At 65.7% G+C, this 25,493-nt stretch carries 20 protein-coding genes and 1 tRNA gene; 13 read left to right on the top strand and 8 right to left on the bottom strand.

All coding sequences use genetic code 11. The features are described from left to right. Positions 1-15: 15 nt before the first annotated feature. From ACQY39_RS10440 to ACQY39_RS10420, 5 genes are all read left to right on the top strand, one after another. Positions 16-1,197, top strand: a complete 1,182-nt coding sequence (locus ACQY39_RS10440) for a vWA domain-containing protein (protein WP_428505951.1) — start codon at positions 16-18, stop codon at positions 1,195-1,197. Beyond that, positions 1,194-3,065, top strand: a complete 1,872-nt coding sequence (locus ACQY39_RS10435; RefSeq protein WP_428505949.1) for an autotransporter assembly complex protein TamA — start codon at positions 1,194-1,196, stop codon at positions 3,063-3,065. Before ACQY39_RS10440 ends, ACQY39_RS10435 begins: the two co-directional genes overlap by 4 nt. Before the next feature lie 31 nt (positions 3,066-3,096). Beyond that, the gene (locus tag ACQY39_RS10430) at positions 3,097-5,937 is read left to right on the top strand and encodes a hypothetical protein (RefSeq protein ID WP_428505947.1); all 2,841 of its coding nucleotides are present in this window, start codon (positions 3,097-3,099) and stop codon (positions 5,935-5,937) included. Next, entirely contained in the window at positions 5,937-7,517 is a 1,581-nt protein-coding gene (locus ACQY39_RS10425; protein ID WP_428510776.1) for a translocation/assembly module TamB domain-containing protein, read from the top strand. The genes ACQY39_RS10430 and ACQY39_RS10425 overlap by 1 nt, the downstream gene beginning before the upstream one ends. 120 nt (positions 7,518-7,637) lie before the next feature. Beyond that, a tRNA-Arg gene (locus tag ACQY39_RS10420) sits at positions 7,638-7,712 on the top strand. A 192-nt stretch (positions 7,713-7,904) separates the two neighbouring features. Here ACQY39_RS10420 and ACQY39_RS10415 read toward each other — a convergent pair. The 5 genes from ACQY39_RS10415 to ACQY39_RS10395 form a co-directional block, all read right to left on the bottom strand. Continuing rightward, on the bottom strand, positions 7,905-8,558 hold the full coding sequence (locus ACQY39_RS10415) for a cohesin domain-containing protein (RefSeq protein WP_428505945.1): 654 nt from the start codon (positions 8,556-8,558) through the stop codon (positions 7,905-7,907). A 57-nt stretch (positions 8,559-8,615) separates the two neighbouring features. Then, positions 8,616-10,385, bottom strand: coding sequence for a hypothetical protein (locus tag ACQY39_RS10410; protein WP_428505943.1), 1,770 nt, complete (start codon positions 10,383-10,385; stop codon positions 8,616-8,618). Between the two features lie 63 nt (positions 10,386-10,448). Further along, a complete protein-coding gene (locus ACQY39_RS10405; protein WP_428505941.1) occupies positions 10,449-11,492 on the bottom strand; it encodes a TolB family protein in 1,044 nt (347 codons plus the stop codon). 71 nt (positions 11,493-11,563) lie between these two features. After that, positions 11,564-11,935, bottom strand: coding sequence for a hypothetical protein (locus ACQY39_RS10400; protein WP_428505939.1), 372 nt, complete (start codon positions 11,933-11,935; stop codon positions 11,564-11,566). Positions 11,936-12,194: 259 nt separating this feature from the next. Then, complete coding sequence (locus ACQY39_RS10395; protein WP_428505937.1) at positions 12,195-13,826, bottom strand: ABC transporter permease; 1,632 nt, start codon at positions 13,824-13,826, stop codon at positions 12,195-12,197. Positions 13,827-14,015: 189 nt separating this feature from the next. On the opposite strand from ACQY39_RS10395, the gene ACQY39_RS10390 reads away from it, so the two are divergent. From ACQY39_RS10390 to rocF, 5 genes are all read left to right on the top strand, one after another. Further along, positions 14,016-15,179: an ABC transporter ATP-binding protein gene (locus ACQY39_RS10390; protein ID WP_428505935.1), complete on the top strand. Its 1,164-nt coding sequence runs from the start codon at positions 14,016-14,018 to the stop codon at positions 15,177-15,179. Between the two features lie 218 nt (positions 15,180-15,397). Continuing rightward, positions 15,398-16,834, top strand: a complete 1,437-nt coding sequence (locus ACQY39_RS10385; RefSeq protein ID WP_428505933.1) for a S41 family peptidase — start codon at positions 15,398-15,400, stop codon at positions 16,832-16,834. Positions 16,835-16,918: 84 nt separating this feature from the next. Beyond that, complete coding sequence (locus ACQY39_RS10380; RefSeq protein ID WP_428505931.1) at positions 16,919-17,671, top strand: HesA/MoeB/ThiF family protein; 753 nt, start codon at positions 16,919-16,921, stop codon at positions 17,669-17,671. Positions 17,672-17,809: 138 nt separating this feature from the next. Beyond that, on the top strand, positions 17,810-18,715 hold the full coding sequence (locus ACQY39_RS10375) for a TIGR00730 family Rossman fold protein (protein ID WP_428505929.1): 906 nt from the start codon (positions 17,810-17,812) through the stop codon (positions 18,713-18,715). Between the two features lie 49 nt (positions 18,716-18,764). Then, on the top strand, positions 18,765-19,685 hold the full coding sequence (gene rocF / locus ACQY39_RS10370; RefSeq protein ID WP_428505927.1) for an arginase: 921 nt from the start codon (positions 18,765-18,767) through the stop codon (positions 19,683-19,685). Positions 19,686-19,767: 82 nt separating this feature from the next. On the opposite strand, the gene ACQY39_RS10365 is transcribed toward rocF, so the two are convergent. Beyond that, positions 19,768-20,289, bottom strand: a complete 522-nt coding sequence (locus ACQY39_RS10365; protein ID WP_428505925.1) for a MarR family winged helix-turn-helix transcriptional regulator — start codon at positions 20,287-20,289, stop codon at positions 19,768-19,770. A 72-nt stretch (positions 20,290-20,361) separates the two neighbouring features. On the opposite strand from ACQY39_RS10365, the gene ACQY39_RS10360 reads away from it, so the two are divergent. Both ACQY39_RS10360 and ACQY39_RS10355 read left to right on the top strand, forming a co-directional pair. Further along, the gene (locus ACQY39_RS10360; RefSeq protein WP_428505923.1) at positions 20,362-21,255 is read left to right on the top strand and encodes an EamA family transporter; all 894 of its coding nucleotides are present in this window, start codon (positions 20,362-20,364) and stop codon (positions 21,253-21,255) included. A gap of 67 nt (positions 21,256-21,322) precedes the next feature. Beyond that, positions 21,323-21,934: a nitroreductase family protein gene (locus ACQY39_RS10355; protein ID WP_428505921.1), complete on the top strand. Its 612-nt coding sequence runs from the start codon at positions 21,323-21,325 to the stop codon at positions 21,932-21,934. Positions 21,935-21,943: 9 nt separating this feature from the next. On the opposite strand, the gene ACQY39_RS10350 is transcribed toward ACQY39_RS10355, so the two are convergent. Both ACQY39_RS10350 and ACQY39_RS10345 read right to left on the bottom strand, forming a co-directional pair. Next, positions 21,944-22,921: a hypothetical protein gene (locus ACQY39_RS10350; RefSeq protein WP_428505919.1), complete on the bottom strand. Its 978-nt coding sequence runs from the start codon at positions 22,919-22,921 to the stop codon at positions 21,944-21,946. 104 nt (positions 22,922-23,025) lie between these two features. Then, a complete protein-coding gene (locus ACQY39_RS10345; protein ID WP_428505917.1) occupies positions 23,026-23,862 on the bottom strand; it encodes a DUF429 domain-containing protein in 837 nt (278 codons plus the stop codon). Between the two features lie 37 nt (positions 23,863-23,899). Here ACQY39_RS10345 and ACQY39_RS10340 point away from each other — a divergent pair, with 37 nt between their 5' ends. After that, positions 23,900-25,453: a S10 family peptidase gene (locus tag ACQY39_RS10340; protein ID WP_428505915.1), complete on the top strand. Its 1,554-nt coding sequence runs from the start codon at positions 23,900-23,902 to the stop codon at positions 25,451-25,453. The last annotated feature ends 40 nt before the right edge of the window (positions 25,454-25,493 follow it).

Genomic DNA, 25,493 nt, shown 5'->3' with positions numbered 1-25,493 from the left:
CTTGCCCCTCCTCCCATGCTGATCAAATTCTTCTACACCCTGCGGGCGGCCAAGCTGCCGGTGTCGGTGCGGGAATTCCTCAGCCTGCTTGAAGGCCTGGAGAAAGGCGTGATCGGCAGCGAGGGCGCCGCCTCCATCGACGATTTCTACTACCTCGCCCGCACCACCCTGATCAAGGACGAGACGCAGTTCGACAAGTTCGACCGCGCCTTTGCCGCCTATTTCAAGGGCGTGGAGCTGCTCAGCGATTTCAGCCAGGAGGTGCCGCTGGAATGGCTGCGCCAGCATCTGCAGCTGGAACTGAGCGACGAGCAAAAAGCCGCCATCGAGAAGATGGGCTGGAACGAGCTGATGGAGACGCTCAAAAAGCGCTTCGAGGAGCAGAAAGAGCGCCACGAGGGCGGCAACAAATGGATCGGCACGGGCGGCACCAGCCCCTTCGGCCACAGCGGCTACAACCCGCAGGGCATACGCATCGGCGGCGCCAGCAAGAACAAGAGCGCCGTCAAGGTCTGGGAGCAGCGCGCCTACAAGGACTACGACGACCAGCTGGAGCTGGGCACACGCAATATCAAGGTCGCCCTGCGCCGCTTGCGCCGCTTTGCCCGCGAGGGCTCGGACCTGGAGCTGGACCTGGGCGACACCATCAGCAAGACCGCCGCCAACGCCGGCATGCTGGACATCCGCATGGTGCCCGAGCGCCACAACAAGGTGAAGGTGCTGCTGCTGATGGATGTGGGCGGCACCATGGACGAGCATGTGCACCGCGTCGAAGAGCTGTTCTCGGCCGCCAAGACGGAGTTCAAGCACCTGGAGTTCTTCTACTTCCACAACTGCGTCTACGACTTTGTCTGGAAGAACAACCGCCGCCGCTTCGCCGAGAAGACCCCGACCTGGGACCTGATCCGCAAATACAACCGTGACTACAAGCTGATCTTTGTCGGCGATGCCACGATGAGCCCCTACGAGATCCTGCAGCCCGGCGGCAGTGTCGAATACAACAATGAAGAGCCCGGCGCCGAATGGTTGCAACGCCTGACCCACGCCTTCCCCAAATACGCCTGGATCAACCCGGAGCCGCAAGGCGTCTGGCAGTACCGCCAGAGCGTGTCCCTGATCCAGAACCTGATGCAGCAACGCATGTTCCCCCTGTCCCTGCAAGGCCTGGAAGGCGCGATGCGTTTGCTCAGCCAATGAGCCACACCCTGCCCTGGCTGCTGCGCGGCGCCCTGCTGTTCGCGGCGGCGGGCCTGTCCGGCTGCGCCTCGATCAGCAGCCTCTGGAAGGACGAGCCGCCGCCGCCCAGCGCCGCTGCGGGCTCGGCCGCCGATGGCGCAGCGGTGCGCCTGGTGGCCGAATACGAGCTGGTGGTCGAAGCGCCCAGCGCGCTGCGCGATCTGCTGCAGGAACACCTGGACCTCGCCCGCTTTCGCAGCGCGCCCGAAGACCAACGCCTGAGCCGCCAGGAACTGGGCCGCCTGATCCAGGCCGCGCCGCAGCAGGCCCAGGCCTTGCTGGAAACCGAGGGCTTTTTCAATGCCCAGGTGCAGGTCAGCCGCAATGAAGGCAGCCCAGTGGTGGTGACCGTAAAGGTCGAGCCCGGCCCGCAGACCCGGGTCAAGGCGCTGCAGATCGAGTTCGCCGGTGCCCTGGCCCCGGACCAGCCCCAGGTGGCGGGCGCCGATCTGGCCGCCCTGCGCGAGCGCCTGCAGGGCCAATGGTCGCTGGGCCTGGGCCAGGGCTTCTCGCAGCCGCGCTGGTCGCAGGCCAAGAACGAACTGCTGGCCACGGCCCGCGCGCGCGGTTTCCCGCTGGCCACACTGGACACCCACAGCGCCCGCATCGATGCCGAGACCCAAAGCGCCGAGCTGGACCTGAAGCTGGACAGCGGCCCGCTGTTCCGCCTCGGCGAGCTGCAGATCGAAGGCCTGAAACACCAGCCGCGCAGCAGCGTCGAGCGTCTGGCCGGCTTCAGCATCGGCCAGCCCTACACCGAGCAGCTGCTGCTCGATTTCCAGGAACGCCTGGTCCGCACCACCTTGTTCGACAGCGTCAATGTCGACATCCAGCCGCTCAGCGATCCGCCCGAAGCCGCGCCCGTGCACATCAAGCTGCGCGAGGCCCCGCGCCAGCAGCTGACTGCCAGCATCGGCTACGACACCGGCAGCGGCCCGCGCCTGGGCGCCGATTACATCCACCGCCGCCCCTTCGGCCTGGACCTGCGCGCGCGCAGCAAGCTCAAGCTCAGCCAGAAGAACAGCTCCTACGACCTGGAGCTGAGCTCGCACCCGCAGCCTGATATGCAGCGCAATGTCGGCGCCCTGTTCCTGGAGCGCCTGGTGGTCGACAACAAGACCACGGTCAATCTGCGCGCCCGCGCCGGCCGCACCCGCGAGACCGAGCGGCAGGACCGCACCTATTACCTGGAGCTGCTGCGCGCCCGCGAGACCGACCCGCAAGGCACCATAAGCGCTGGCGCTGCCTCGGCCAATGTGCAGTGGATCCACCGCCGGCTCGACAGCCCGCTCACGCCCACCCGGGGCTACAGCGCCAGCCTGCTGCTGGGCGTCGGTCGGGCCGACAGCTCCGAAGCCCGTAACGGCGGATTCCTGCGCAGCCATCTGCGACTACAGGCTTACCAGCCCCTGCCCGGCGGCTGGTTCGGCAGCGCCCGCAGCGAGTGGGGTCAAGTCTTTGCTTCGCAGGAGGTGGGCCTACCCGAAAAGCTGCGCTTTCGCACCGGCGGTGACGACTCGGTGCGCGGCTACGGCCTTGACGACCTGGGACCGCGCGATGCCGATGGCAACGCCACCGGCGGTCGCATCCTGTGGAACGGCAGCGTCGAGCTGGCCCATGGCCTGACGCCCAGCATGCCCGCCTTGCTCGGCGCCGTCTTCGTCGACGCGGGCCAGGCGGCGCAGCACTGGCGCGAGCTCAAGCCCAGCCTCGGCTACGGCTTGGGCCTGCGCTACCGCAGCCCCCTGGGCACCCTGCGCCTGGACCTGGCCCGCGGCCAGGAGACCCAGAAATGGCGCATGCATTTCAGCGTCGGCATTGCGCTTTGAACGCCAACGCTGCGAACCCTGACCCGGCCCCATGAGCGACTCTGATTCCAAGCCCGGCACGCCCGCCGCCCCTACGAGCGACACCCGGCCCAAGCCGCGCCGCGGCCGCGGCCTGCTGCTGGGCCTGATGACCCTGCCGGTGCTGGCCGGCAGCGCCGGCCTGGGCCTCTGGTGGGGCTTGGGCAGCGAGGCGGGCAGCCGCTGGCTGCTGCAGCAAGTGCCCGGCCTGCAGGTCGAGGCGCCGCAAGGCCGCCTGATCGGCGACTTCTCGGCCAAGCGCCTGAGCCTCACCATCCCCGGCGGCCAGGACCGTATCGAAATCGACGATCTGCGCTGGACCGGCCTGGCCCTGGCTTGGAACCGCTCGCCCCTGCTCTGGGGCGACCTGATGGTCGAGCGCCTGAGTGCCAGCCAGGTGACGGTGCATCTGGCGCCCAGCGCCGAGCCCAGCCCGGTGCCCGAGGAGCTGCCCATTCCCCTGGGCGTGCACATCGCGCAGCTGCAAGTGGACAGCCTGTCTCTGCCCACACTGAGCCAGCTGCCGGTGCGCGGGCTGCAAGCCCGGGTGGACCTGAGCAGCGTGACCGACAACAGCCACGGCGCCGAGCACCGGCTGCAGATCCAGCAGCTGGCCTGGGACCAGTTGCAGCTCAGCGGCAGCGCCACGCTGGGCGCCGGCAGTGGCCTGCCCCTGCAGGCCAGCCTGGGCCTGAAGTCGGCCGCCCAGGCCGATCTGCCAGCCTGGGGCGCACAGCTGGACCTGCAAGGCCCGCTGGCCCAGCTGCAGCTCAAGGCGGCCCTGAGCGCCCAGAACCAGCAGCTGCAAGCCCAGGCCCAGCTGCGCCCCTTCGCCGCCTGGCCCCTGCCCCAGCTGCAGCTGGACACGCAGCAGTTGGACCTCTCGGCCCTGATGTCGGGCCTGCCCAAAACAGCGCTGAGCGGTCAAGTAATCCTGCAAGCCGACAACAACGCAGCCAACAACAGTGCGGCCGGCAAGCAAAGCTCGAAGTCACCCGCCCTGCAGATCAAGGCCCAGCTCGCCAACCACGCGGCCGGCCTTTGGAACGAGCAGCGCCTGCCGGTGCGCCAACTGAGCCTGGACGCCGAGGCCTCGGCCCAGGACCCCAGCCAGATCCAGCTGCGCGCCTTCGATGTGCTGCTGGGAAGCAGCGCCCTGCCCGCCGGCCGTTTGCGTGGCAGCGGCAAGAGCAGCAGCGCCGGCGGCAGCCAGCTCACGCTGAGCCTGGAGAACCTGCGCAGCGAGGGTCTGGACGCGCGCGCTGCTGGCCTGCTGGCCGCCGGCACGGTCGAGCTCAGCACCTCGCAGGGTTGGGTCGCAGCCAGCAACGATGGCGCCGACAAGAAGGGCGCGAAAGCGGTCGACGTCACGCCGCAACTGCAGTTGCGCATCAAGACCGATCTGCAAGGCCGCTGGCTGCCGCCGGGCCCGGTCACGCCGGCCGCGGCCAAGGCCCAATTGGCCGCACCCGCCGCCACCAGCCCACAAAATTCACCGCTCAATGCCCACAGCCCGGTGCGCTTGCAAGCCAGCGCCGTCGCCTCGATGCAAGGCCTGGATCTGCAAGAACTGCTGATGCAAGCCGGCGAAGCCCAGCTCAAGGGCAGCGCCAAGCTGGCCTTAAGCCGCCCCGGCAGCCTGACCGGCGGCTGGCAGCTGCAGGCCAGCGCCCGCGGCATGGTGCCGGAGCTGCGCCGCCTCTGGCCCAATGCACCCGGCCCCAGCGCCCGCCTGGATCTGGACCTCAGCGCCGACCTGCAGGCCCCGGCTCAACAGAGCAATGCCGGCCTGCTGGCCCAAGCCCCGCGCGGCCAGGCCCGGCTGCGCCTGCTGCCCGGCAGCCAGGCCGGCATGGAAGTGGCTGCTGACCTCAGCTACGAGCGCGCCAACGATCAGCAAGTGCCCACCCTGCGCGCCGATCTGCAGGCCGGCGGCAACCAGCTGCAAGGCCGCGCCCAGCTGCTGGCCGATCACAGCCTGGAGGGCCAGCTGCAGCTGCAAGCGCCCCAGCTGCAAGCGCTTGCAGCCGCTCTGGCAAGCCCTGGCTCCCGCCCTGGCCAAGGGCGAACCGGCCCATCAGCTGGCCGGCAGTTTGAGCGGACAGCTGGCCTGGCAGGGCCGAGCCGAAGCGGACAAGACCAGTGGCAAGAACTCCAGCGGCAGCAGCCCGCGCTGGAGCTGGCAAAGCCAGGCCGAACTGCAAGGCCAGGCCCTCAAGCTCGACCAGCTGAGCCTGGACAAGGCCCGGCTGAGCGCCAAACTCGCCAGCGCCCTGAACGCGCCGCTGGCCCTGCAGCTCGATCTGGAGCAACTCAAAAGCCCCGAGGCCCAGCTGCCCCAGGCTCAGCTGCACCTCAGCGGCAGCTGGGCTCAGCACCAGCTGCAGCTCAGCGGCCTTGGGCACAGCCCTGCTGCCCGCCGCCCTGCGCCCCGCGCAGCAGCCGGCCGACCAACCCTCGCGCAGCCAATTCCAGATGGACCTCAAAGGCAGCTTGGGCACGGCAAGCAACGCCAGCCCGACGACGACCGAGCTGGGCCAGCTCTGGGCTCAGGGCAGCCAGTGGCGCGCCACTGGCCTCAAGCTCGATGCGCGCGTGCCCGCCGCCACCGCAGCCAGCAAAACGGCCAAACCGGCCGACAAAGCCCCGGCCCCCTGGCTGCAGGCGCAAGACCTGGCCCTGCGCGTGGACAGCGGCCCGCAAGGCCAGCTCATCGGCGCGCAGTTCGAACCTGGGCGGCTGGAGCTGTTCGGCGCCGGCCTTCGCTGGCAGCAGCTGGCCTGGAAGACCGCCGAGGGGCCCGATCAGTTGCAGCTCGACCTGGCCCTCGAACCCCTGGCCGTCGCGCCCCTGATGGCACGCTGGCAGCCCGATTTCGGTTGGGGCGGCGATCTGGTGGTGGACGGCAGCGCCCGCATCCACACCCTGCCCCAGCTGGGCGTGGAGCTGTCCCTGCAGCGCCGCAGCGGCGACCTCAAGGTGACCGACGATGGCGGCACCCAGGCCCTCGGCCTGAGCGAGTTGCGTTTGGGCGTGATCGGCGCGCCCGGCCGCTGGCACCTGACCCAGGCTTTTGCCGGCAGCAATATCGGCGTGCTGGCCGGCGCCGTGACTGCGCGCAACGAAGCGGGCGACGGCAGCCCCTGGCCCTCGACCCAGTCGCGTCTGGAGGGCGTGTTGGAAGCGCGGGTGGACAACCTCAGCACCTGGGGTGCCTGGGTGCCCTCGGGCTGGCGTGTGGCCGGCGGCTTGGCCGCCAGCGCCAGCTTTGCCGGCAAGCTCAACGACCCGCAGGTGGTGGGCCAGATCCAGGGCAGCAAGCTGGGCCTGCGCAACCCGCTGCTGGGCATCGATGTGCAAGACGGCAGCTTCGCCCTGCAGCTCAAGGGCAGCCATGCCGAACTGCAGCATCTGCGCCTGCGTGCCGGCGACGGCGAACTCAATGCCCAGGGTCAGCTGCAACTGGGCGCCAAGCCGCAAGCTGACATCCAGGCCCAGGCCAGCAAGTTCGCCCTGCTGCGCCGCGTCGACCGTCGCTTGGCCGTGAATGGCCAGCTGCGCCTGCACATGGACGCCCAGGCCCTGGATCTACAGGGCAAGCTCGATGTCGAGGACGGTCTGTTTGATTTCTCGCGCGGCAATGCGCCCGAGCTGGACGACGATGTCGAGGTGCGGCGCGTGGCGCAAGCGCCGACTGCGCCCGTGGAAGCAGCCGCGGCCCGGCGACAGATCAAGCTCAAGCTGGACATCGACCTGGGCCAGAAGCTGCGCGTACGTGGCCATGGCGTGGATACTTTGCTGGCCGGCGAGCTGCAGATGACCCAAGCCCAGGGCCGGCCGCAGCTGCACGGCAGCATCCGCACCGTCAACGGCAGTGTCGACGCCTACGGCCAAAAACTCACGATCGAAAAAGGTCAGGTTACCTTCAGCGGCGTGATGGACAACCCGCGCCTGGACATCCTGGCCATCCGCCCCGGCGAAGAAGAGGTGCGCGTGGGCGTGACCATCGGCGGCAGCGCTCAGTCTCCGCGCATCAAGCTCTTCTCTGACCCCGATATGGCCGACACGGCCAAGCTCTCCTGGCTGCTGCTGGGCCGCGCGCCAGACAACCTCGAACGCAGCGACACTGCCCTGCTGCAAAAAGCCGCCATGGCCTTGCTCAACGGCGGTGGCGAGAGCCGCACCGGCAAGGTGATCAAGTCCATCGGCCTGGACGAGCTCTCAGTCAGCGAAGGCAATGGCGAAGTGCGCGGCACGGTGGTGCGCGTGGGCAAGCAACTGTCAAAGCGCTGGTATGTGGCTTTTGAGCGCGGCCTCAACGCCACGCAAGGCAGCTGGCAGCTGATCTACCGCATCGCCCAGCGCTTCACCCTGCGCGGCCAGGCCGGCGATGAAAACGCGCTTGACCTGATCTGGCAGTGGAAGTGGGAATAATCATGCGCGCAATGGCCTAACGAACGATTGCAGCGGATGTCGGCGAGGCCGCAGCACCAAGCGGAGTAGGCAGCCAATCTTTCATGCGAGAATTCGCGCCGCCCTCCCCCACGATGCAAACTCGCCGTAGTTCAATGGATAGAACGGCCGCCTCCTAAGCGGCAAATACAGGTTCGATTCCTGTCGGCGGGACCAGGCGCGACGCGGCCTAAACCAAAGCCTTGCGATTCAAGCGTGGCTGCGTCGGAGTTGGCACAAGTCAAGTAGCCGCCGCCACGCGCAGCATGTCAGCAGTCTTTGCCAGAACCGCGCTGATATCCAGGCCGATTGAGGCCCAAACAAAAAAACCGCGCCCACGGCGCGGTTCTTCGGGTTCAGTGGCCTGGTTCAGGCAACCAAGGTTTTGCGGCGCTTGACTGCACCCGGCACGAAAGCCGCGAACAGGCTCAGCCCCAGCAAGGCGTAGCTCGAAGGCTCCGGAACCTGGCGGCATTCGTTGTTGCCGCCCGTGAGGCTGTTGACAGCCACACAAGCGCCCTGGAACTGCACATCAATGAGAAAAGCCTCATTACGGCCCACAAGATCGCGCTCGTTGGGCCCGGTCCCGAACCAGACTTGTGAAACTCCAGCGCCCACCGCCTCGAAGTTCAAGGTCATCATGACAAAGCTGTCGTCGTCCTGCGCAGCGGCAAGCAGATCGTCGGTGCCGGGGTCACCGGGCACAACCAAGTTCGAATATGCAAATAGATCGAACGAATTGATTGATGGAACTATCGGAGGCTCTTCGGTCCAACTGCCACCCAGACCCGAGCCCAGGCTGTAGCTAACGGCCTTGAGCTGTGCCGGGTCGAAGTAGATGTTCAAATCGAAGGCCGAAACGATCTCCGAGCCGAGGCCTGAAATCTTGACATCCAAAGAGAAGGTTCCGCCGATCATCTGCGACGAATTGCTGGGGCTGAGACTGACTACTGGGGCGGCGTGCGCCGATGACATGGCAAGCGCCAGTGCACTGGCGGCTGTGGCAAGCAGTTTCATTTTCATTTTGAACTCCTGGGGGTTGCGAGCAAATCCAAATTGGAGGGGTGCATCAAATAGACTTCAATTCGTCGCGCAGTTGTTGCGTGTGCACTTCAGGGTGCAGGCGCGCACATCACGGGCATCGATGCGGCCATCGCCATTGCCATCGCGCGGATCACCGGCAGCAGGCACCTGGCCAATGCCTGCACGGATCAGTGCCATGTCCGCTGTGTCGACATCGCCGTCCGAGTCCACATCACAGGCGGTCACCTTGGTGTTGATGGTCAGGTCAAACAGCACAGGTGAGGCGTTGGTGGTGCTGGCATTCAGGCGAGTCAACACCTGGATGAACTTGCCGCTGGCCGTGAAGGGAACGTTCTTGCTGACGGTCTGATAGGCCTGTGCGGCCAGATTCGCCGCCACATCGGCTGTTCGGTACTGGACGAGGATGGCCGCGCCTGCGGGAACAGAATCCGTCCAGTTGATACGGTCCCAGGCTGTGCCGGCGGCGCCGCTGTCGTAGGTGACGGTCCAGGTGCCTGTCGGCGTGGTGGAATTGCGTGCAGCAAAACCAGCAGCATCGCTGTAGGTGTAAGGCACGTCGCCGACCGGGAAGGTGCCAAGTGGCGCCCCGTCGCTGCCGCGGTACTTGTGCACCCGGTTGGAGCTATAGCCGATCTGGAAGATGTCGTTGTTGGCATCGACCTGAATACCGACCGAGTAGGCACCGCCCGCCTGCAAAGGCGCCGTCCACAAGGTAACGCCCGCAGGCGACACCTTCTGCACAGTGTTGGTGCCGGCAATGATGTTGCCGGAGCCATCGACGACGATACCGGAGGAGCTCACGCTCAAACCTGCGATGGACGAGGACGTGTTGGTCGCGGGGTCAAAGACACGGTTGTTGCTGCCGGTGTAGACCTTGTCGTTGCCCAAGGCAATGCCGTACATGCCGCCCGGGAAGGAGGCCACGGTGTAAGGGCCGGTGTTGCTGGCCGTGTTGGTGATCTTGCCCAGAGGGCCACCCAATGACGCGCTCCAGAGCACTCCGTTCTTGTCGATCAAGCAACCGTAGGGCTGCCAGTTGCCGGAACTCGGCTGACCTGCGGTCGGCGTTGTAGCCACCGGGCCGGCCAGCAAACTGCCGTCGCTCGAGCTGTATTTGTAGTAGCGCTGGGTATTGAACATGCCCACCCAGAGATTGCCGTCGGTGCCGATGCAAAGCGCTCGGCCCAGACCGTTCTGATCGCCGACTTGGACGGCCCAAGCCACGCGTTCATCCGTGATCTCGCTGTCGTCGATCTGCCCGTTGCCGTTGGTGTCAGCCATGGGCAAGGCTGTCGAACCGTTCGATGTGTCCATGACCCCATTGCCATTGCGATCGATGAAGCCTTCGGCGAGCAGCTTCAAAAGCACCGGCTTGCGATTGGCGAACCAGCGATTCAGCACATAGGCATTGCCATTGATATCCACCGACGTGCGCGAAGGGGCAGGACCAGAGTAAGCGTTGCCCAGATGGTTGATATGGCCCGCTTGTCCTGCAGGACCAAACCAGGTGCGATAGCGGGCGAGTTCGACATTGGAATTGGTGTCGAATTTACTCACCGTGTCCTCGCCAGCATTTGCAATCCACATCACTGGGAAAGTTGTGCCCACGGTATTCAGCTGAAGCTGGTTGTTATTGGGCGCCGCATGATTGACGCCGGAGAGCAAGCCCAGGTCGAAATCGGCATCGAAGGTGTAGGTCTTGGAGCCGGCAAGCGCTCCCCCCGCCAGCGTCAAGGCGGCGACGAGGCTCAAAGCGCTGCGGGCTGAACTTGCTGCACGGCGCAGCGGCTTGAATTGGGTGTTCATGGTGACATCCTTGATTGGCTTGGGGCCGCACACCGGCGGCGCCCGATCTTGGTTGATGAGGGCTCAGCGAGCCAGCATGGCCACAGGCCGTACCGAGTGATCCATATCGTGTGAAGCATGCTGGGCGAGCACTTCGGTCTTGCCGCTCTGCACGTTCACCTGATAGAGCAATGAAGTGCCACTGCGCAGACTGACAAAAATCACATGGCGGCCGTCGCTGCTCCATTTGGGGTCGAAGTCCTCGGCCGGATGCTGGCTGAGATTGCGCAGCTCGCTGCCATCAGACTTCATGCTGAAGACATCGGTGCGTGTACCACCCGGGTCATCGCGGGTGCTGGAAAAGGCGATGTACTGGCTGTCGGCCGACCAACGGGGCGACTCATGCGACGCCAAGACATCCGCGGTCAGGTCCACCGACTTGCCGCTCTCCACCTCGGTGATGATCAGGTGCGAACGCTTCTCGCGAAGGTCCGCCACCCACACCACTTTCGAGCCATCGGGAGAAAGCTCCGCCCATGCCGCGCCGCGAGGTGCGAACTTGCTGCTCAGTTCCTTCAAGCCGCTGCCGTCCTGCTGCACGACAAACGCTTGGTTGCGGCCCTTCTCGTCTTGGGCCAAAAAGCAAAGTCGCATTCCGTCTGAAGACCAACTCGCCGCAGCGGGCCCCATGGACTTGCCCTGCACCTTGATCGTTGTCATGGCACGGGTTTGCACATCGACGATGCGAAGCACCGTGTTGCCACTGCTGAGGTCCAGGGCATAAAACGCCAAAGTGCGGCCATCGGGCGCCCAGCTCGGCGCCATTTCGGCATCCGCCCCGGTCGACACGCGTTGTGCGCCGGAGCCATCGCCGCTCATGACCTGAATCACAGGGCGCCCGGCCTCGCGCGCCACAAAAGCGATTCGGCCATCAGCCGAAAGCGCTGGCTGGGCGTAGACACCCCGGCCGCTGGTCAAAGCCTGCTCATGGCCCTGGTTGTCTCGAACCCAGATCTGAGGGTCGCCGCTGCGCAAGGACACATAGGCCAAGCTGGCCAAAGAAGGTGCTGCTGCCATGCCAGCCGTAGGGCCGGCCGCGCGGACCACCGGGGCGACGAAAGGCAGCATTGCGGCAGCCAAAGCCCAGGTCAAACGATTCCAGCCCAGTTTTTTTACTTGCTGATGATTCATCATCAGCCTCACTGGACAACCATGAAGTTGGTGCTTGCCAGGGCCTTGCCCGAGCTGTCCAACACGCTGAGCTTGTACTGACCAGCGGCGCCACCGGGCAGGCGGTAGCTGACATTGCCTTCAGCGTTGACCATCACGGTCAGCTGCGTCTCGACGCCGTTGGGCGCCACCAAGGCGATCGAAACCGAGGTGTTGGGTTTGTAGCCTCGCCCCTCAAAGACGGCACCTTTGCTGGCTTGCACCAGCGAGGGGCCGGCCAAGCTGGGGGCGGCAGCCTTGGCGGTGACTTGTGCTGCGCTCAGCAGCGGCAAGCAAACAAGCGTCAGGGCCAGCGCCTCACGGGCACGCTGACCCAGCGTGCGGACGAAGTGAAATTCCATTGCGAACTCCTGCGTTTCTCGAAGTACAGCCGCGACCGCGACTGCTGTGAACGCATCGTCCGACTTCAAAAATGCTCTGGCAATCGCACAAAGTTCCCGAACGCCCTCAATATCCCCCTCAGTCAAGGGGGTGCGCGCAGACTCCCCCCTAACTCAAACCACTGAAACGCTAGGCATTCGCATTCAATCTCTCGCCGCGGGCTGGGAGCCTGCAGGCTCGGTCAAGACGGGAGCTGGCATTGGGCGCCACCGTCCACCTTCAGCGCTGTCGCATCGCCCTCGACAGCATCAACACCGGCACCAAGCCCACCAGCACAATGGCCAGCGAGGGCAGCGCCGCTTCGCCGAGCCGCTCATCTCGGGCCATTTGATAGGCCACCACGGCCAGGGTGTCGCTGTTGAAGGGGCGCAGCACCAAAGTGGCCGGCAGCTCCTTCATCACATCCACAAACACCAGCAAGGCCGCCGCCAAGCTGGAGCGGGCCAGCAGTGGCGCATGCAGCTCCCAAAACACCCGAGAGCGACTGGCTCCCAGCAGGCGCGCCGTTTCATCCACATTGGGTGAAATGCGGGCATAGCCCGCCTCGACCGACTGCAGGGCCACGCCCGAAAAGCGCACCAGATAGGCGTAAATCAGGCCGCTGATGGTGCCGGTCACAAGGCCGGTCAGGCCCAGCTGTGGCGCATGCTCCTGCAGCCAGCCCAAGGGCAACAGGATGCCGACGGCAATCACCGCGCCAGGCACGGCATAACCGAGCGACACCACACGGGTGGACAGGCGCAGCAAGCCGGCGCCAGGTCCGCGCGCCGCGCCGGCGCCGTGCCCCATGCGGCCGGCATAGGCCAGCACCAGGGCCATGGCAACCGCCAATGCGGCGGAGAGGCCGGCCAGCTGCAAACTCGTCCAGGCCCACTGAGCGAAGCGAGCCAGCGGCAGGCCGAATTCACCGTAGCGCGCCTCCAGCCACATCAGCTTGAGCAAGGCCAGAACCGGCAGTACAAAGCCCAGCAAGATGGGCACGGCGCAAAGCGCGACCGCCATGAACGCCGCCAGGCCGTGCAGCCGCAGGGGGCGGGCTTCGGCCGCATGCTGCGCCCCTGCTCGGCTGCTGGAAAAGCGCAGCCGAGCCTGTGCCCGCCGCTCCAACCAGAGCAGGCCGGCCACGGCCAGCAAAAGCACCGAGGCCAACTGGGCGGCTGCCATGCGGTCGTTCATCACCAGCCAGGCCTTGTAGATGCCGGTGGTCAGGGTGTTGAGGCCGAAGTAGGCCCCGACCCCGTAATCGGCCAGGGTCTCCATCAAGGCCAGCGCCACGCCGGCTGCCAGTGCCGGTCGGGCCAGGGGCAGAGCCACCTCGCGCACCCGGCGCAAGGTGCCCGCACCGAGGATGCGAGCGGTTTCCATCAAGGTGACACCGCGCTCGCTGAGCGCCGTACGGGTCAGCAGATAAACATACGGGTAGAGACAGAGCACAAAGAGCAGCACCGCGCCTGGCAAGCTGCGGACATCGGACCAGAGCGGCCGGCTCGTGCCCAGCAAATCGCGCAGCCAGGTCTGCAAAGCGCCGCTGTACTGCAGTGCATCGGTGTAGGCGTAGGCCGCCACATAGGCGGGCATGGCCATGGGCAGCAGCAAGCCCCATTCGAACCAGCGCCGCCCGGGGAAATCAAACAGGCTGACCGCGGCAGCCGTCGCGCCTCCAAGCAGAGCCACGCCAAGCGCCACCGCCACCGACAACACCAGAGATGAAGCGGCATAGGCCGGCAGCACCGTTTCCAGTTGGTGGCGCAGCAGCGCCAAGCTCTGTGCGTCCAGACTCAGCCAGGAACCCAGCACGCCGAGCACGGGCACGGCCAGCAAGAGGCAAACAACAGTGATCAGACGCAGCATGCGGGCGACAAACAACAGGAAACGGCCAAGGAGGGCGTCGGGAGCTCAAATCCGGGCGAAGAAGCGGGCCACAGCGCGCCACTCCCGGCTCGCGGCAAGCGCCACCAAAAACGCACTCTTGACCTGAATCAAGCAAATGCGAACGATCCGCATTCGAAACACGCGAGACGGCCCGCTATCATAAAGGCCATGTTTCTTGCACTCGACCAGATCGGCCTGCGCTACCCCGGCGCCAACCTAGGCCCGGAACAACCTTCCCTGCAGCACCCACCCACGGCAACCAGCAACAAGGTCCGCCCCGGCGCCGTTGATGGTGTGACCCTGGGTCTGGCGCGGGGGCAGATCGGCGTGCTGATCGGGCCCTCGGGTTGCGGCAAGACCTCCTTGCTGCGCTGCATCGCCGGCCTGGAGCGCTTGAACAGCGGCCGCATCCTGATCGAAGGGGAAGCGCTGGCCGACGCCAGCCAAGGCCTGCACTTGGCGCCCGAGGCGCGTCGCATCGGCATGGTCTTCCAGGATTACGCCCTCTTCCCGCATCTGTCCGTGGCCGAGAACATCGCCTTCGGCCTGCGCCACCTGAGCCGCAGCGACCGCGACCGTCGCATTGCCGAGATGCTCGACCTGGTCGGCCTGGCCCATGCGGCCAAGCGTGCACCGCACCAGCTTTCCGGCGGCCAGCAGCAGCGTGTCGCCCTGGCCCGGGCCCTGGCACCGGCACCGCGACTGCTCTTGCTGGACGAGCCCTTCTCCAGCCTCGACGTCGACCTGCGCGAGCACCTGTCCCAAGAGTTGCGCGCCATCCTGCATGCCAGCGCCACCACCGCACTGTTCGTGACCCATGACCAGTCCGAAGCCTTTGCCATCGGCGATGTCGTCGGTGTCATGAACAAGGGCCGGCTGGAGCAATGGGATGCGCCCTACACCGTCTACCACCGGCCTGCCACACGCTTTGTGGCCGACTTCATCGGCCACAGCGTCTTCGCACCGGGCCGCATCGTCGCCGGGGCTGACGGCCCCGAGGTGCTGACCCCTGTGGGTGCGCTGGTGGATGCGGAAGCCTGCGCCATGGCCAGCGCCTACCCGGACGGTGCCTGCGATGTACTGCTGCGGGCCGATGACATCATCCATGACGACGCGGCGCCGGTGAAAGCGCAAATCGAACGCAAGATCTTTCGCGGCGCGGACTTTCTCTACACCTTGCGTCTGGCCACCGGCGACCGCCTCAAGGCCCATGTGCCTTCGCACCACGACCACCATCTGGGCGAATGGATCGGCATACGAGCCCATGTCGACCACGTCGTGACCTTCCCCGCGCTGAGCGGCGATGCGGCCCTTACGGAGAGCCCGAACTGACCGGGTGCCGAAAGTCACCGCAAACGTAAAGCTGGCGTAAAGCCCTGCGTTTCGTCTGTTTGTGCACTTGAATCCAGCGATTTGGAGGGGCAAATGCAGCTGTCTGCCCGCCAAGCGAAAGCCCCACGGGCATATACTGAAGGCGTGGTTTTCCTGCGACTGCTACGCTTCGCCCACCACGACATTGCTGTATTTCACCGACAGGACAGGCTCGCATCATGAGTGCCAAATTGAAAGTTGCCGGCTGGCTCGCTCTGGGCGCCGTTGCAGGCGCGTTGACCACGATGCAATTGCAGGCCAACGCCCGCAGCAGCCTCTCGCCGCTGCCGCTGGAAGAGCTGCAACAGCTCGCCGCCGTGTTCGGCATGGTCAAGTCCGATTACGTCGAACCGGTCGATGAGAAAAAGCTGATCAATGACGCGATCGCCGGCATGGTCTCCGGCCTGGATCCGCACTCTCAGTTCTTCGACAAAAAGAACTTCAAAGAATTCCGCGAAGGCACAACCGGCAAATTCGTTGGCGTCGGCATTGAGATCGGCATGGAAGACGGTCTGGTCAAGATCGTCTCGCCGATCGAGGGCTCGCCCGCCTTCCGCGCCGGCCTCAAGAGCGGCGACCTGATCAGCAAGATCGACGACACCTTGGTGCGCGGCCTCGGCCTCGACCAGGCCGTCAAGCGCATGCGCGGCGAGCTCAACACCAAGGTTCAGCTGACCATCTACCGCAAGAGCGAAAACCGCAGCTTCCCCGTCACCATCGTACGCGAAGAAATTCGCGCCCAGAGCGTGCGCGGCAAGGTGGTCGAGCCCGGCTATGCCTGGCTGCGCGTGAGCCAGTTCCAAGACCGCACGGTGGAAGACTTCGCCAAGAAGCTGGAAGAGATCTACAAGCAGGAGCCCAATCTCAAGGGCTTGGTGCTGGACCTGCGCAACGACCCGGGCGGTCTGCTGGAAGCCTCGGTGGCCATCTCATCCGCCTTCCTGAGCCGCGATGTCGAGGTGGTCAGCACCAATGGCCAGATCGCCGACTCCAAGGCCAGCTTCAAGGCCAGCCCCGACTACTACCTGCGCCGCGGCGGCACCGACCCGCTCAAGAAGCTGCCGGCAGCGCTCAAAAAGGTGCCGATGGTCGTGCTGGTCAACGAAGGCTCGGCTTCGGCCAGCGAGATCGTCGCCGGCGCCCTGCAGGACCACAAGCGCGCGCTGATCATGGGCGCCCAGACCTTCGGCAAGGGCTCGGTGCAGACGGTGCGCCAGCTGAGTCCGGACACCGCGCTCAAGATCACCACCGCGCGTTACTACACGCCGAGCGGCCGTTCCATCCAGGCCACCGGCATCGTGCCCGACATCCAGTTGGACGAAACCGCCGAAGGCAATGTCTTCGCCGCCCTGCGCACCCGCGAAGCTGATTTGGAAAAGCATCTGGGTGGCAAGGACGAGGTCAAGGATGAAGCCCGCGAGAAGGCCCGCGAAGAAGCGCGCCAGAAGCTGGAAGCCGAGTACGCCAAGAAGAACGAACCGCCCAAGCCCCTGCCCGAGTTCGGCAGTGCCGAGGACTTCCAGTTGGTCCAGGCCTTGAACCAGCTCAAGGGCCAGCCGGTGCTGGTGTCCAAGACCGCGGTGGAGCGCAAGGCCGAAGCCAAGACTGGCGAGTAAGCCACTGCTTACCGGCAGCAAGGTAAGGTAAGGCCCGCTTCTAAGCGGGCCTTTTTCATGGGCGCTGCAGGCTATGCTGGCGCCATGAATGACGAACAGTTGCTGCGCTACTCGCGCCACATCCTGCTGGACGAAATCGGCATCGAGGGCCAACAGCGCCTGCTGCAATCGCGGGCCCTGATCATCGGCGCGGGCGGCCTGGGTTCGCCGGCCGCGCTCTACCTCGCCTCGGCCGGCGTCGGTCACATCACTCTGGTGGACGATGACGCCGTGGAGCTGACCAATCTGCAGCGCCAGATCGCCCACACGCGAGGGCGCATCGGCCGCCCCAAGGTCGAGTCGGCTGCCCAGGCGATGGCGGCCATCAACCCCGACCCGGTGCTGCGCACGGTGCAAGCGCGCGCCGATGCAGCGCTGCTGGATGAACTCGTGCGCGAGGTCGATGTGGTGCTGGACTGCTGCGACAACTTCGCCACCCGCCAGGCGGTCAATCGCGCCTGCGTCCAACACGCCAAGCCCCTGGTCTCGGGCGCCGCCACCGGCTGGCATGGCCAGATCAGCGTCTACGACAGCCGTCAGGCTCAGGCGCCCTGCTATGCCTGCCTGTTCCCGCCCGACAGCCGCTTCGAGGAGGCCCATTGCGCCCTGATGGGCGTGCTGGCGCCCCTGGTGGGCATCATCGGCAGCATGCAGGCGGCAGAGGCCCTGAAAGCCCTGCTGGGCGCCGGTGAAACTCTGGCTGGGCGCCTGCTGATGCTGGACGGCAAACGCATGGAGTGGAGCGAAATACTCGTGCAGAAAGACCTGGCTTGTAGCGTTTGCAAGCAAACAAGCTGATAGTCACGCACACCAAACCACTGTTTTTCCAGTTTTTACGAAACAAAATTCCCCGCAGCTTCTCGTAAGCTGAGCCAAGCGGCTGAGTCCGCAACTGAAACGACCGACGGCCCGCAGGCCCGAGGCCAGGATCCCGACATGAGCCACAAGCGCAAACCCCTGATCGCCCGCAATTTCCCCAGCGCCAAAGAAGAGGTGCAAGAAGCCCGGCGCGGCATTCCGCAGCCCAATTACGACCAGCCCGGCAGCGCCTACCGTCTCGCTTTCGACGACAGCGAATTCCTGCTGCGCGAGGAGCTGCGGCCGGTGCGCATGCAGCTGGAGTTGCTCAAGCCCGAGCTGGTGCAGCAAGAACTGGGTATCAAGTCCACCATCGTCATGTTCGGAAGCGCCCGCATCCTTCCGCGCGATGTGGCCGAGCAAAAGGTCGAACAATCCCGGCAGAGCGGCGACGCCGAAGCGCTCAAGCGCGCCGAGATGCAGCTCTCCATGAGCCATTACTACGAGGAAGCGCGGCGCTTTGCGGCACTGGTCACCACCGTTTCCACGCAGCGCCACAACCCGATCTACGTGGTCACCGGCGGCGGCCCCGGCATCATGGAAGCTGGCAACCGCGGCGCCTACGAGGTGGGCGGCAAGAGCATAGGCCTGAACATCGTGCTGCCGCATGAGCAGCACCCCAACCCCTACATCACGCCGGAGTTGTGCTTCCGCTTTCACTACTTCGCCCTGCGCAAGATGCACTTCCTGATGCGCTCTGTGGCCTTAGTCTGCTTCCCCGGGGGCTTCGGCACCCTGGACGAATTGTTCGAGACCATGACGCTGATCCAGACGGGCAAGAGCCGGCGCCGCCCCATCCTGATGTTCGGCCGCGAGTTCTGGACCCGGCTGATCAACTTCGACTGGCTGGTCGAGACCGGCATGATCAGCCCCGGCGACGAGAAGCTGTTCCATTTCGTCGAGAGTGCCGAAGAAGCCTGGGCCCTGCTCGAATCGGAATACGACATGAACCCCGGCGCGCTGGACGGCGACACGGCCGACTGAATTCCCCCTCCCGCCCTGCCTCAACCCATAACAAAACAGGACCACTGACATGACCACACTTCGATCCGTCTCCCTGATCGGCGCGCCCACCGACATCGGTGCCGGTGCCCGCGGCGCCAGCATGGGCCCGGAAGCCCTGCGCGTGGCCGACCTGGCCGCGGCCCTGCAGAGCCACGGCGTCGACGTGCTGGACCGTGGCAACCTCAGCGGCCCGTCCAACCCCTGGCTGCCGCCGGTCGATGGCTACCGCCACCTGAACGAAGTCACGACCTGGAACCAGACCGTGCACGACGCGGTCTATGCCGAACTCAAGACCGGCCGCATGCCCATCCTGCTCGGCGGCGACCACTGCCTGGGCCTGGGCTCGATCAGCGCCGTGGCCCGCCACTGCCGTGATGCCGGCAAGAAGCTGCGCGTGCTCTGGCTGGACGCCCATGCCGACTTCAACACCAGCGCCCTCACCCCCTCCGGCAACATCCACGGCATGCCCGTGGCCTGCCTGTGCGGCTTCGGCCCGCAGCAGCTGATCGAGATCGGCGGCAAGGTGCCGGCCATCAGCCCGAAATGGGTGCGCCAGATCGGCATCCGCAGCGTCGACGCAGGCGAAAAGCGCTTCGTCAACGAGCAGGAGCTGGAAGTCTTCGACATGCGCTACATCGACGAGATGGGCATGCGCCACACTATGGAGCTGGCCCTGGCCACGCTGGACGCCAACACCCATCTGCACGTCAGCTTCGACGTCGACTTCCTCGACCCCGACATCGCCCCCGGTGTGGGCACCACCGTGCCCGGCGGCCCGACCTACCGCGAGGCGCAGCTCTGCATGGAGATGATCGCTGACACCGGCTTCATGGCATCGCTGGATGTCATGGAGCTGAACCCAGCCCTGGACCTGCAGAACAAGACGGCCAAGGTTGCGGTCGACTTGATCGAATCGCTGTTCGGAAAATCCACCCTCATGCGCAAGTAAGTAAGGCTGATCGACCGGGACTCGGTGGCGCCGCGGGATGCGAGCACCGCCGAACCGGCTCCTCAGTCCCCCTACAGGCCGATCAGGAAGCCGCGGGCTCCAGCGTCGCCAGCAAGGCCACCAAGCCGGCATCCAGGGCGCGCCACTCGCTGCTCTTGAGCGGCGCCAGAATCGCCTCTTCGTTGGCGACATGAGCCTCCACCGCCTGATCGATCAGGGCCAAGCCCTGAGGTGACAGGCGCAGCAGCAGGCTGCGTGCATCTTCCGGGTTAGGCACCCGCTCCACCCAGCCGGCGGATTCCAAGCGCTGCATGCGATGGGTCATGGTGCCCGAGCTCACCATCAGGGAATTCAGCAGAACCGAGGGAGAGAGGCAATAGGGCTCGCCGGAGCGCCGCAAAGTGGCCAGGACATCGAACTCCCAGGCACTCAGGCCGAACTGCTCGAACCTAGCCTCCAGCCGCCGCTGCAGCAGCTGTGCGCAGCGCTTCAAGCGGCCAATCGTGGCCATGGCTTCCAGCGCCAGATCCGGTCGCGCCACCTGCCACTGTTTCAAGATGCGGTCGACCGCGTCCTCCGCGCCCGCGCTTGTCTCTCGTGTCATGGCCTGATCTCCAAATCATCTTGACTTCAAGATTATCTCCTGCGATATTTATCTTGAATTCAAGATAAATACATGAAACCAAACACGACAAACACGCCGCTCGGCACGCAGCTCTTGCTGACCGCCATCGCCCCTTTGATCTGGGGCACGACCTATCTGGTGACCAGTGAATGGCTGCCAGCCGGCCGACCCTTCACCGCCGCCGCCCTGCGCTGCCTGCCGGCGGGGCTCTTGCTGCTGCTGTGCTTTCGCCAGTGGCCGAGGCGCCAAGATTGGGGCCCGCTGGCCCTGCTGTCAGCGCTCAATATCGGCGCCTTCCAGGCCTTGCTCTTCGTGGCCGCCTACCGCCTGCCCGGCGGCGTGGCGGCGGTGGTGGGGGCCATCCAGCCACTCTTGGTGATGGCCATGGCCTGGGCGATGGATGGCCGGAGGCCGCGCCGCCTGGCCCTGGCGGCCGGCACGGGCGGGGTGCTGAGCATGGCCGCCTTGCTGCTGGCCCCCGGGGCGGCCTGGGATGCCGTGGGGGTGAGCGCAGCCCTGGTGGGCGCCGCTTGCATGGCGGCAGGCACTTTTCTGTCACGACGCTGGCGCATCGATTTGCCGGTACTGCCTCTGACAGGCTGGCAGTTGCTGCTCGGTGGCCTGATGTTGCTGCCCTGGGCGCTCTGGCTGGACCCGGCGCTGACGCAGATCAGCGCCAGCGAAGCCGGCGCCTACCTCTACCTCAGCCTGATCGGCACCTTGCTGAGCTACGCCCTGTGGTTCCGCGGCCTGCGGGTGCTGCCGCCCGTTTCGGTGGCGTCCCTGGGCTTGCTGAGCCCGCTGTGCGCCGTGCTGCTGGGCTGGCTCTGGCTGGATCAAGGCCTCAGCCCGATCGGCGCGCTCGGTTTTCTGGGTGTGCTGATCAGCATCGCGTTGGTGCAGCGCGCCAGCCTGAGCAGCGCGGCACCAGGCACCAAGGCTTAACGGCGATATGCAGCGCAAGCCCCTTCCCTGTCTTTTTTCTCACTCCCGGCCTGAGGCCGCCTATGCCATGAACATCCAGACCTTGATTGAACAACGCGCCTCCAACAACCACTTCGATCGACATCGCAGCTTGAGCCCAACCCAGATCGAGTTGCTGGCCAGCTTGGCCGGGCGGGCGCCCTCGGCCTTTCATTTGCAAAACTGGCAGTTCATCGCCGTGCAAACCGCCGAGGCCAAGGCCCGGCTCGTGAAGCTGGCCTATGGCCAGCACAAGGTCGAGGACGCCGCCGTCACCTTCATCATCTGCGGCACCCTGAACGCCCACCGCCAGCTGGCGCAGACCCTGGAGCCCATGGTCGCAGCCGGGCAGTTGCCAGCCACCGTCAGCCAGAGCTGGCAGCAGATGGCCACCGCCGCGCTGGAGCAGCAAGCGCAGGCGCAACGCGACGAGGCGATTCGCTCCGCCTCCCTGGCGGCCATGACCTTGATGCTGGCCGCTGAGGGCATGGGGCTGGCGTCCTGCCCCATGAGCGGCTTCGATGCAGAAGGACTGAGCCTGGCTTTTGGCTTGGCGCCTGAGGTCCTGCCGGTGATGCTGCTGCCGGTCGGCTACGCCGCCGAAGGCAACTGGCCGCAAAAGCCGCGCAAACCACTGGCAGAGATTCTGCGTTTCGCTTGAGTCCCGCCCTCAGGACAGCGTCAACCATTCACCTTCGTCGATGCGCAGCTGGCGGATGTCCTCGCCCTCGAAGGCGTAGGTCAGGGTCAGCTGCTTGCGGCGGCCGGGCGAGGGGTCGCCGCCCATTGAGCCCTTGTCCACCCGCAAGCGCAGGCTGTTGCGCTGGATCTGGGCGCGCAGCAGATCGCTGACGTCAGCGCTGCGCCCGCCCTCGCCATAGCGCGCACTGATGATGCGCAGAGGCCGATAGCCCGGCCGCGGCGGGCCGCTGTCGTCCTCCCGCCATGGCCCACCTGCGCCCCAGCCCAGGAACATCTCGCCATCGATCCAGCTGCCTTCCTCGTACTCGAAGCGGCGCTGACGGCCGCTGGGCGTGCGGGTCTCCAACCACAAGCTCTTGCGGCGCCCGGGTGCCGGATCGGCGCCACCAAACAGCTCGTTGCCCACACGCACGCGTCGATCACGGCGCGCCACGCGGCGCAGCTCCTGCGTCACATCGATCTGACGGCGTTCGGTGCCGTAGATCGCGCGGACGATCTCATAACGCCCATCGTCCTGACCACGCCCACCGCCGTGTGGTCCCGGATCACGGTGCTCGATGGAATCCCAACTGCCACCCTCGGCATGACCCCAGTCGCCTTGCCGCCAGCCAATGAAGTGACTGCCGTCGACCAGGCTGTACTCGGCATACTCGAACAGGCGCCGCTGCCCGACCCGATCGCGGGTCATGATGCGCAAAGTCTTGCGCTGTCCGGGGTCGGGGTCCACACCCAGCACCTCGTTACTGACCTGGAAATGGCCATCGCGGCGGGCCAGGCGGCGCAGCTGTGCACTGACGTCCTCATGGTGCTGCGCCGTGCCATAACGGGCATGGAGAATCTGGTAGTCGCCCTCATCCCAGGCATCTCGGTCGCGGGCCCGAGCCACAGGCAAGGCGCCCAGGCACAAGGCGGCCCCCATCATTCGTACGAAGCGCTGTCGATTCACACCGTCCCCCTCTTGGTCTTGCTTGGTCTGGTTCCTGGCCACAGCAACGCTCGCGCCGCGACCCGGGTTGTCAGGGCGGCTCGGCGCAGCTGTTCCAATTTGTTTCAGGCGCTGAGGATCCAGCCTTCCAGCGGATCCATCGCCACCGGCAGGCCGTAGCCTGGCTGGGTCTGCGCCCAGCCGGCCTGCATCAGGCATAACACGGCATCGAGACGGTCGCCGCTGGCGTCATCGATCAAGGCCTCGCGCTGGCTGTGGCTGAGCTTGAGGCGCAAGCCCAGGCGGCTGCGGCCCTGCTCCAGGGCATCGATCAAGTCCTTGCGGGCGATCAGGCGATCTGGCGTCTGCTTGGCGCGGTCGTCGCTCTTGTAGCTGCGCCGGCCCAGAAACTCTCGCGCCAGCAGGCCCGGGTAGGCCTCCAGCGCAACGCGCTGGGGGTCGCCCGCGTACAGGCCCGGCAGATGCACGCCGGCCTGCAAGAGCAAGGGCACGCCTGCGTGGAGCATGTAGGCCACCGGCGGGTTCACCCACTTCATGCTCGGCGATGAGCCAGCCGGCAAGTCGCAGGCCCGGTGGGCGAACTTTCCGCCGGCAGGCCGGGCAGCGCAGAAGGCCGCAAAGGTGGCGCGGATCTCGGCACGGCTCAAACCGCAGTAGTGCGCCATCAGCGCCGCCCAGTCTTGCGGCCAGCCGAGAGCCTGCACCAGTTCGCGCGGCAGACCGAAGGGAAAATCGACACCACCCAACCAGGGCTCGGGCCGGCGCAGGAATTCCGCAAGCGACTCCAGGCTTTCAAAAGCCAGCAAGCCCTCCAGGCGCAAGACCTGACCCTGACGCCGGCCTTGGGCCACGGTGATGGGCTTGCGGCGCGTCGGTGCGCTGCTGAAATCAAGCCCCAGCAAGGGGGAGTCGGTGGAGGGTGTGGACAAGCTAGAGTGCATGGACCGCACTCTAGAGCACATCACGCAAAGGAAAGCCATGTCCTCGGCCGATCACCCCTCTTCCAAAGCCCCGTCGGACGGCAAGAACGCCGCGTCCAGCAGCGACACGGTGCACAAGCCGCCGGTTGAGCATCTGGTCGTCACCGAGCACAAGCTGGTGCTCGGCAAGCGCACGTTGGAATACACAGCCACTTGCGGCACCTTGCTGCTGCAAGAAGTGCACAGCGAGGCCGAGGGCGCCCACAAAGGCCAGTTCAAAGGCAAGAAGACCCGGGCCAGCGTGTTCTTTGTGGCCTACACGCTCAAGGCTTCGGGCAAAAAATCGGCGGCGGCCGAAACTCGGCCCCTGACCTTCAGTTTCAACGGGGGCCCGGGCTCTTCGAGCGTCTGGCTGCACCTGGGCTTGCTGGGGCCGCAGCGCGTACCGACCGATGACATGGGCCAGTGCGGCGCGCCGCCCTATGCCTTGACCGACAACGAGTTCACCCTGTTGACCGACTCCGACCTGGTCTTCATCGACCCCGTGGGCACCGGCCACTCCCTGGTGGCCGAGGGCGAGAAGCTGGCCGAGTACCACGAGTACCAACGCGACCTCGACGCCGTGGGCGAGTTCATCCGCCTCTACCTCAACCGCTACGGTCGCTGGGCCAGCCCCAAGTACCTGATCGGCGAAAGCTATGGCACCACCCGCGCGGCCGGGCTCTCGCGCCACCTCCAGGACAAGCACAACATCCACCTCAATGGCCTGATGCTGGTGTCCATGGCCGTGGATTTCCAGACCCTGGGCTTCGACCACGGCAATGAACTGCCCTTCCCGCTCTTCTTGCCCACCTACGCTGCCACGGCCTGGTACCACAAGGCCTTGAAGCCGGCCCTGCAGAAGAAGCCGCTGAAGCAAGTCGTCAGCGAAGCTGAAGAATTCGCCAACGGCGAGTACTGGCTGGCCTTGATGCAGGGTTCACGGCTGAGCCCCGAGCGGCGCCAGAAGGTTGCCGAAACGCTGTCCAGCTACAGCGGCCTGAGCGTGGCCTACCTGCTGCGCTGCGACCTGCGGCCAACGGAATTCCGCTTCTTCAAGGAACTGCTGCGCGAACGAGGCCAGACGGTGGGGCGCCTGGACAGCCGCTTCCTGGGCCTGGACCGGGACGATGCCGGCGAGCACCCAGAAGACGACGCTGGCATGAACAATCTGGTCGGCGCCTATGCCGTGGGCATCAACCGTGTTTTGCGCGAGAAGCTGAAGTACGAGAGCGACGCGCCCTATCTCGTGATCGCGCCTCTCTGGAATACCTGGGCCTGGAAGGGCTTCGAGGGCAAATACGTCAATGTCGGCGACAGCATGCGCCGCGCCATGCATGCCAACCCGGACATGCGCATCTATGTGGCCAGCGGCTACTACGACCTGGCCACACCGCACGCAGCCGGCGACTACACGCTCAGCCATCTGGGCCTGCACGGCAGCTTGCAGAACAATGTGCAGGTCAGCTATTTCGAGGCCGGCCACATGATGTACATCCACCCGCCTTCGCTGGAACGCATGGCCGGCGAGCTGCGCAAATTTGTAGGCAGCTCGGGCACTGCGAAAGACTGAAAATCAGCGGCCGGAACTGGGCAAACCGAGTTCGCTGCAA

The sequence above is a fragment of the Roseateles sp. genome (assembly GCF_965262435.1).
Lineage (GTDB): Bacteria > Pseudomonadota > Gammaproteobacteria > Burkholderiales > Burkholderiaceae_C > Paucibacter_A.
This window is presented reverse-complemented; position numbering and strand designations above follow the sequence as displayed.

What these genes read in the sequence shown, in the direction of transcription:
- ACQY39_RS10390 (WP_428505935.1), top strand. Translation starts at nt 14,016, where the DNA reads ATGTTTCTTGCACTCGACCAGATCGGCCTGCGCTACCCCGGCGCCAAC.
- ACQY39_RS10400 (WP_428505939.1), bottom strand. Translation starts at nt 11,935, where the DNA reads ATGGAATTTCACTTCGTCCGCACGCTGGGTCAGCGTGCCCGTGAGGCG.
- ACQY39_RS10365 (WP_428505925.1), bottom strand. Translation starts at nt 20,289, where the DNA reads ATGACACGAGAGACAAGCGCGGGCGCGGAGGACGCGGTCGACCGCATC.
- ACQY39_RS10375 (WP_428505929.1), top strand. Translation starts at nt 17,810, where the DNA reads ATGAGCCACAAGCGCAAACCCCTGATCGCCCGCAATTTCCCCAGCGCC.
- ACQY39_RS10345 (WP_428505917.1), bottom strand. Translation starts at nt 23,862, where the DNA reads ATGCACTCTAGCTTGTCCACACCCTCCACCGACTCCCCCTTGCTGGGG.
- ACQY39_RS10380 (WP_428505931.1), top strand. Translation starts at nt 16,919, where the DNA reads ATGAATGACGAACAGTTGCTGCGCTACTCGCGCCACATCCTGCTGGAC.
- ACQY39_RS10410 (WP_428505943.1), bottom strand. Translation starts at nt 10,385, where the DNA reads ATGAACACCCAATTCAAGCCGCTGCGCCGTGCAGCAAGTTCAGCCCGC.
- ACQY39_RS10405 (WP_428505941.1), bottom strand. Translation starts at nt 11,492, where the DNA reads ATGCTGCCTTTCGTCGCCCCGGTGGTCCGCGCGGCCGGCCCTACGGCT.
- ACQY39_RS10425 (WP_428510776.1), top strand. Translation starts at nt 5,937, where the DNA reads ATGGCACGCTGGCAGCCCGATTTCGGTTGGGGCGGCGATCTGGTGGTG.
- rocF (WP_428505927.1), top strand. Translation starts at nt 18,765, where the DNA reads ATGACCACACTTCGATCCGTCTCCCTGATCGGCGCGCCCACCGACATC.
- ACQY39_RS10435 (WP_428505949.1), top strand. Translation starts at nt 1,194, where the DNA reads ATGAGCCACACCCTGCCCTGGCTGCTGCGCGGCGCCCTGCTGTTCGCG.
- ACQY39_RS10360 (WP_428505923.1), top strand. Translation starts at nt 20,362, where the DNA reads ATGAAACCAAACACGACAAACACGCCGCTCGGCACGCAGCTCTTGCTG.
- ACQY39_RS10415 (WP_428505945.1), bottom strand. Translation starts at nt 8,558, where the DNA reads ATGAAAATGAAACTGCTTGCCACAGCCGCCAGTGCACTGGCGCTTGCC.
- ACQY39_RS10355 (WP_428505921.1), top strand. Translation starts at nt 21,323, where the DNA reads ATGAACATCCAGACCTTGATTGAACAACGCGCCTCCAACAACCACTTC.
- ACQY39_RS10395 (WP_428505937.1), bottom strand. Translation starts at nt 13,826, where the DNA reads ATGCTGCGTCTGATCACTGTTGTTTGCCTCTTGCTGGCCGTGCCCGTG.
- ACQY39_RS10430 (WP_428505947.1), top strand. Translation starts at nt 3,097, where the DNA reads ATGAGCGACTCTGATTCCAAGCCCGGCACGCCCGCCGCCCCTACGAGC.
- ACQY39_RS10440 (WP_428505951.1), top strand. Translation starts at nt 16, where the DNA reads ATGCTGATCAAATTCTTCTACACCCTGCGGGCGGCCAAGCTGCCGGTG.
- ACQY39_RS10340 (WP_428505915.1), top strand. Translation starts at nt 23,900, where the DNA reads ATGTCCTCGGCCGATCACCCCTCTTCCAAAGCCCCGTCGGACGGCAAG.
- ACQY39_RS10385 (WP_428505933.1), top strand. Translation starts at nt 15,398, where the DNA reads ATGAGTGCCAAATTGAAAGTTGCCGGCTGGCTCGCTCTGGGCGCCGTT.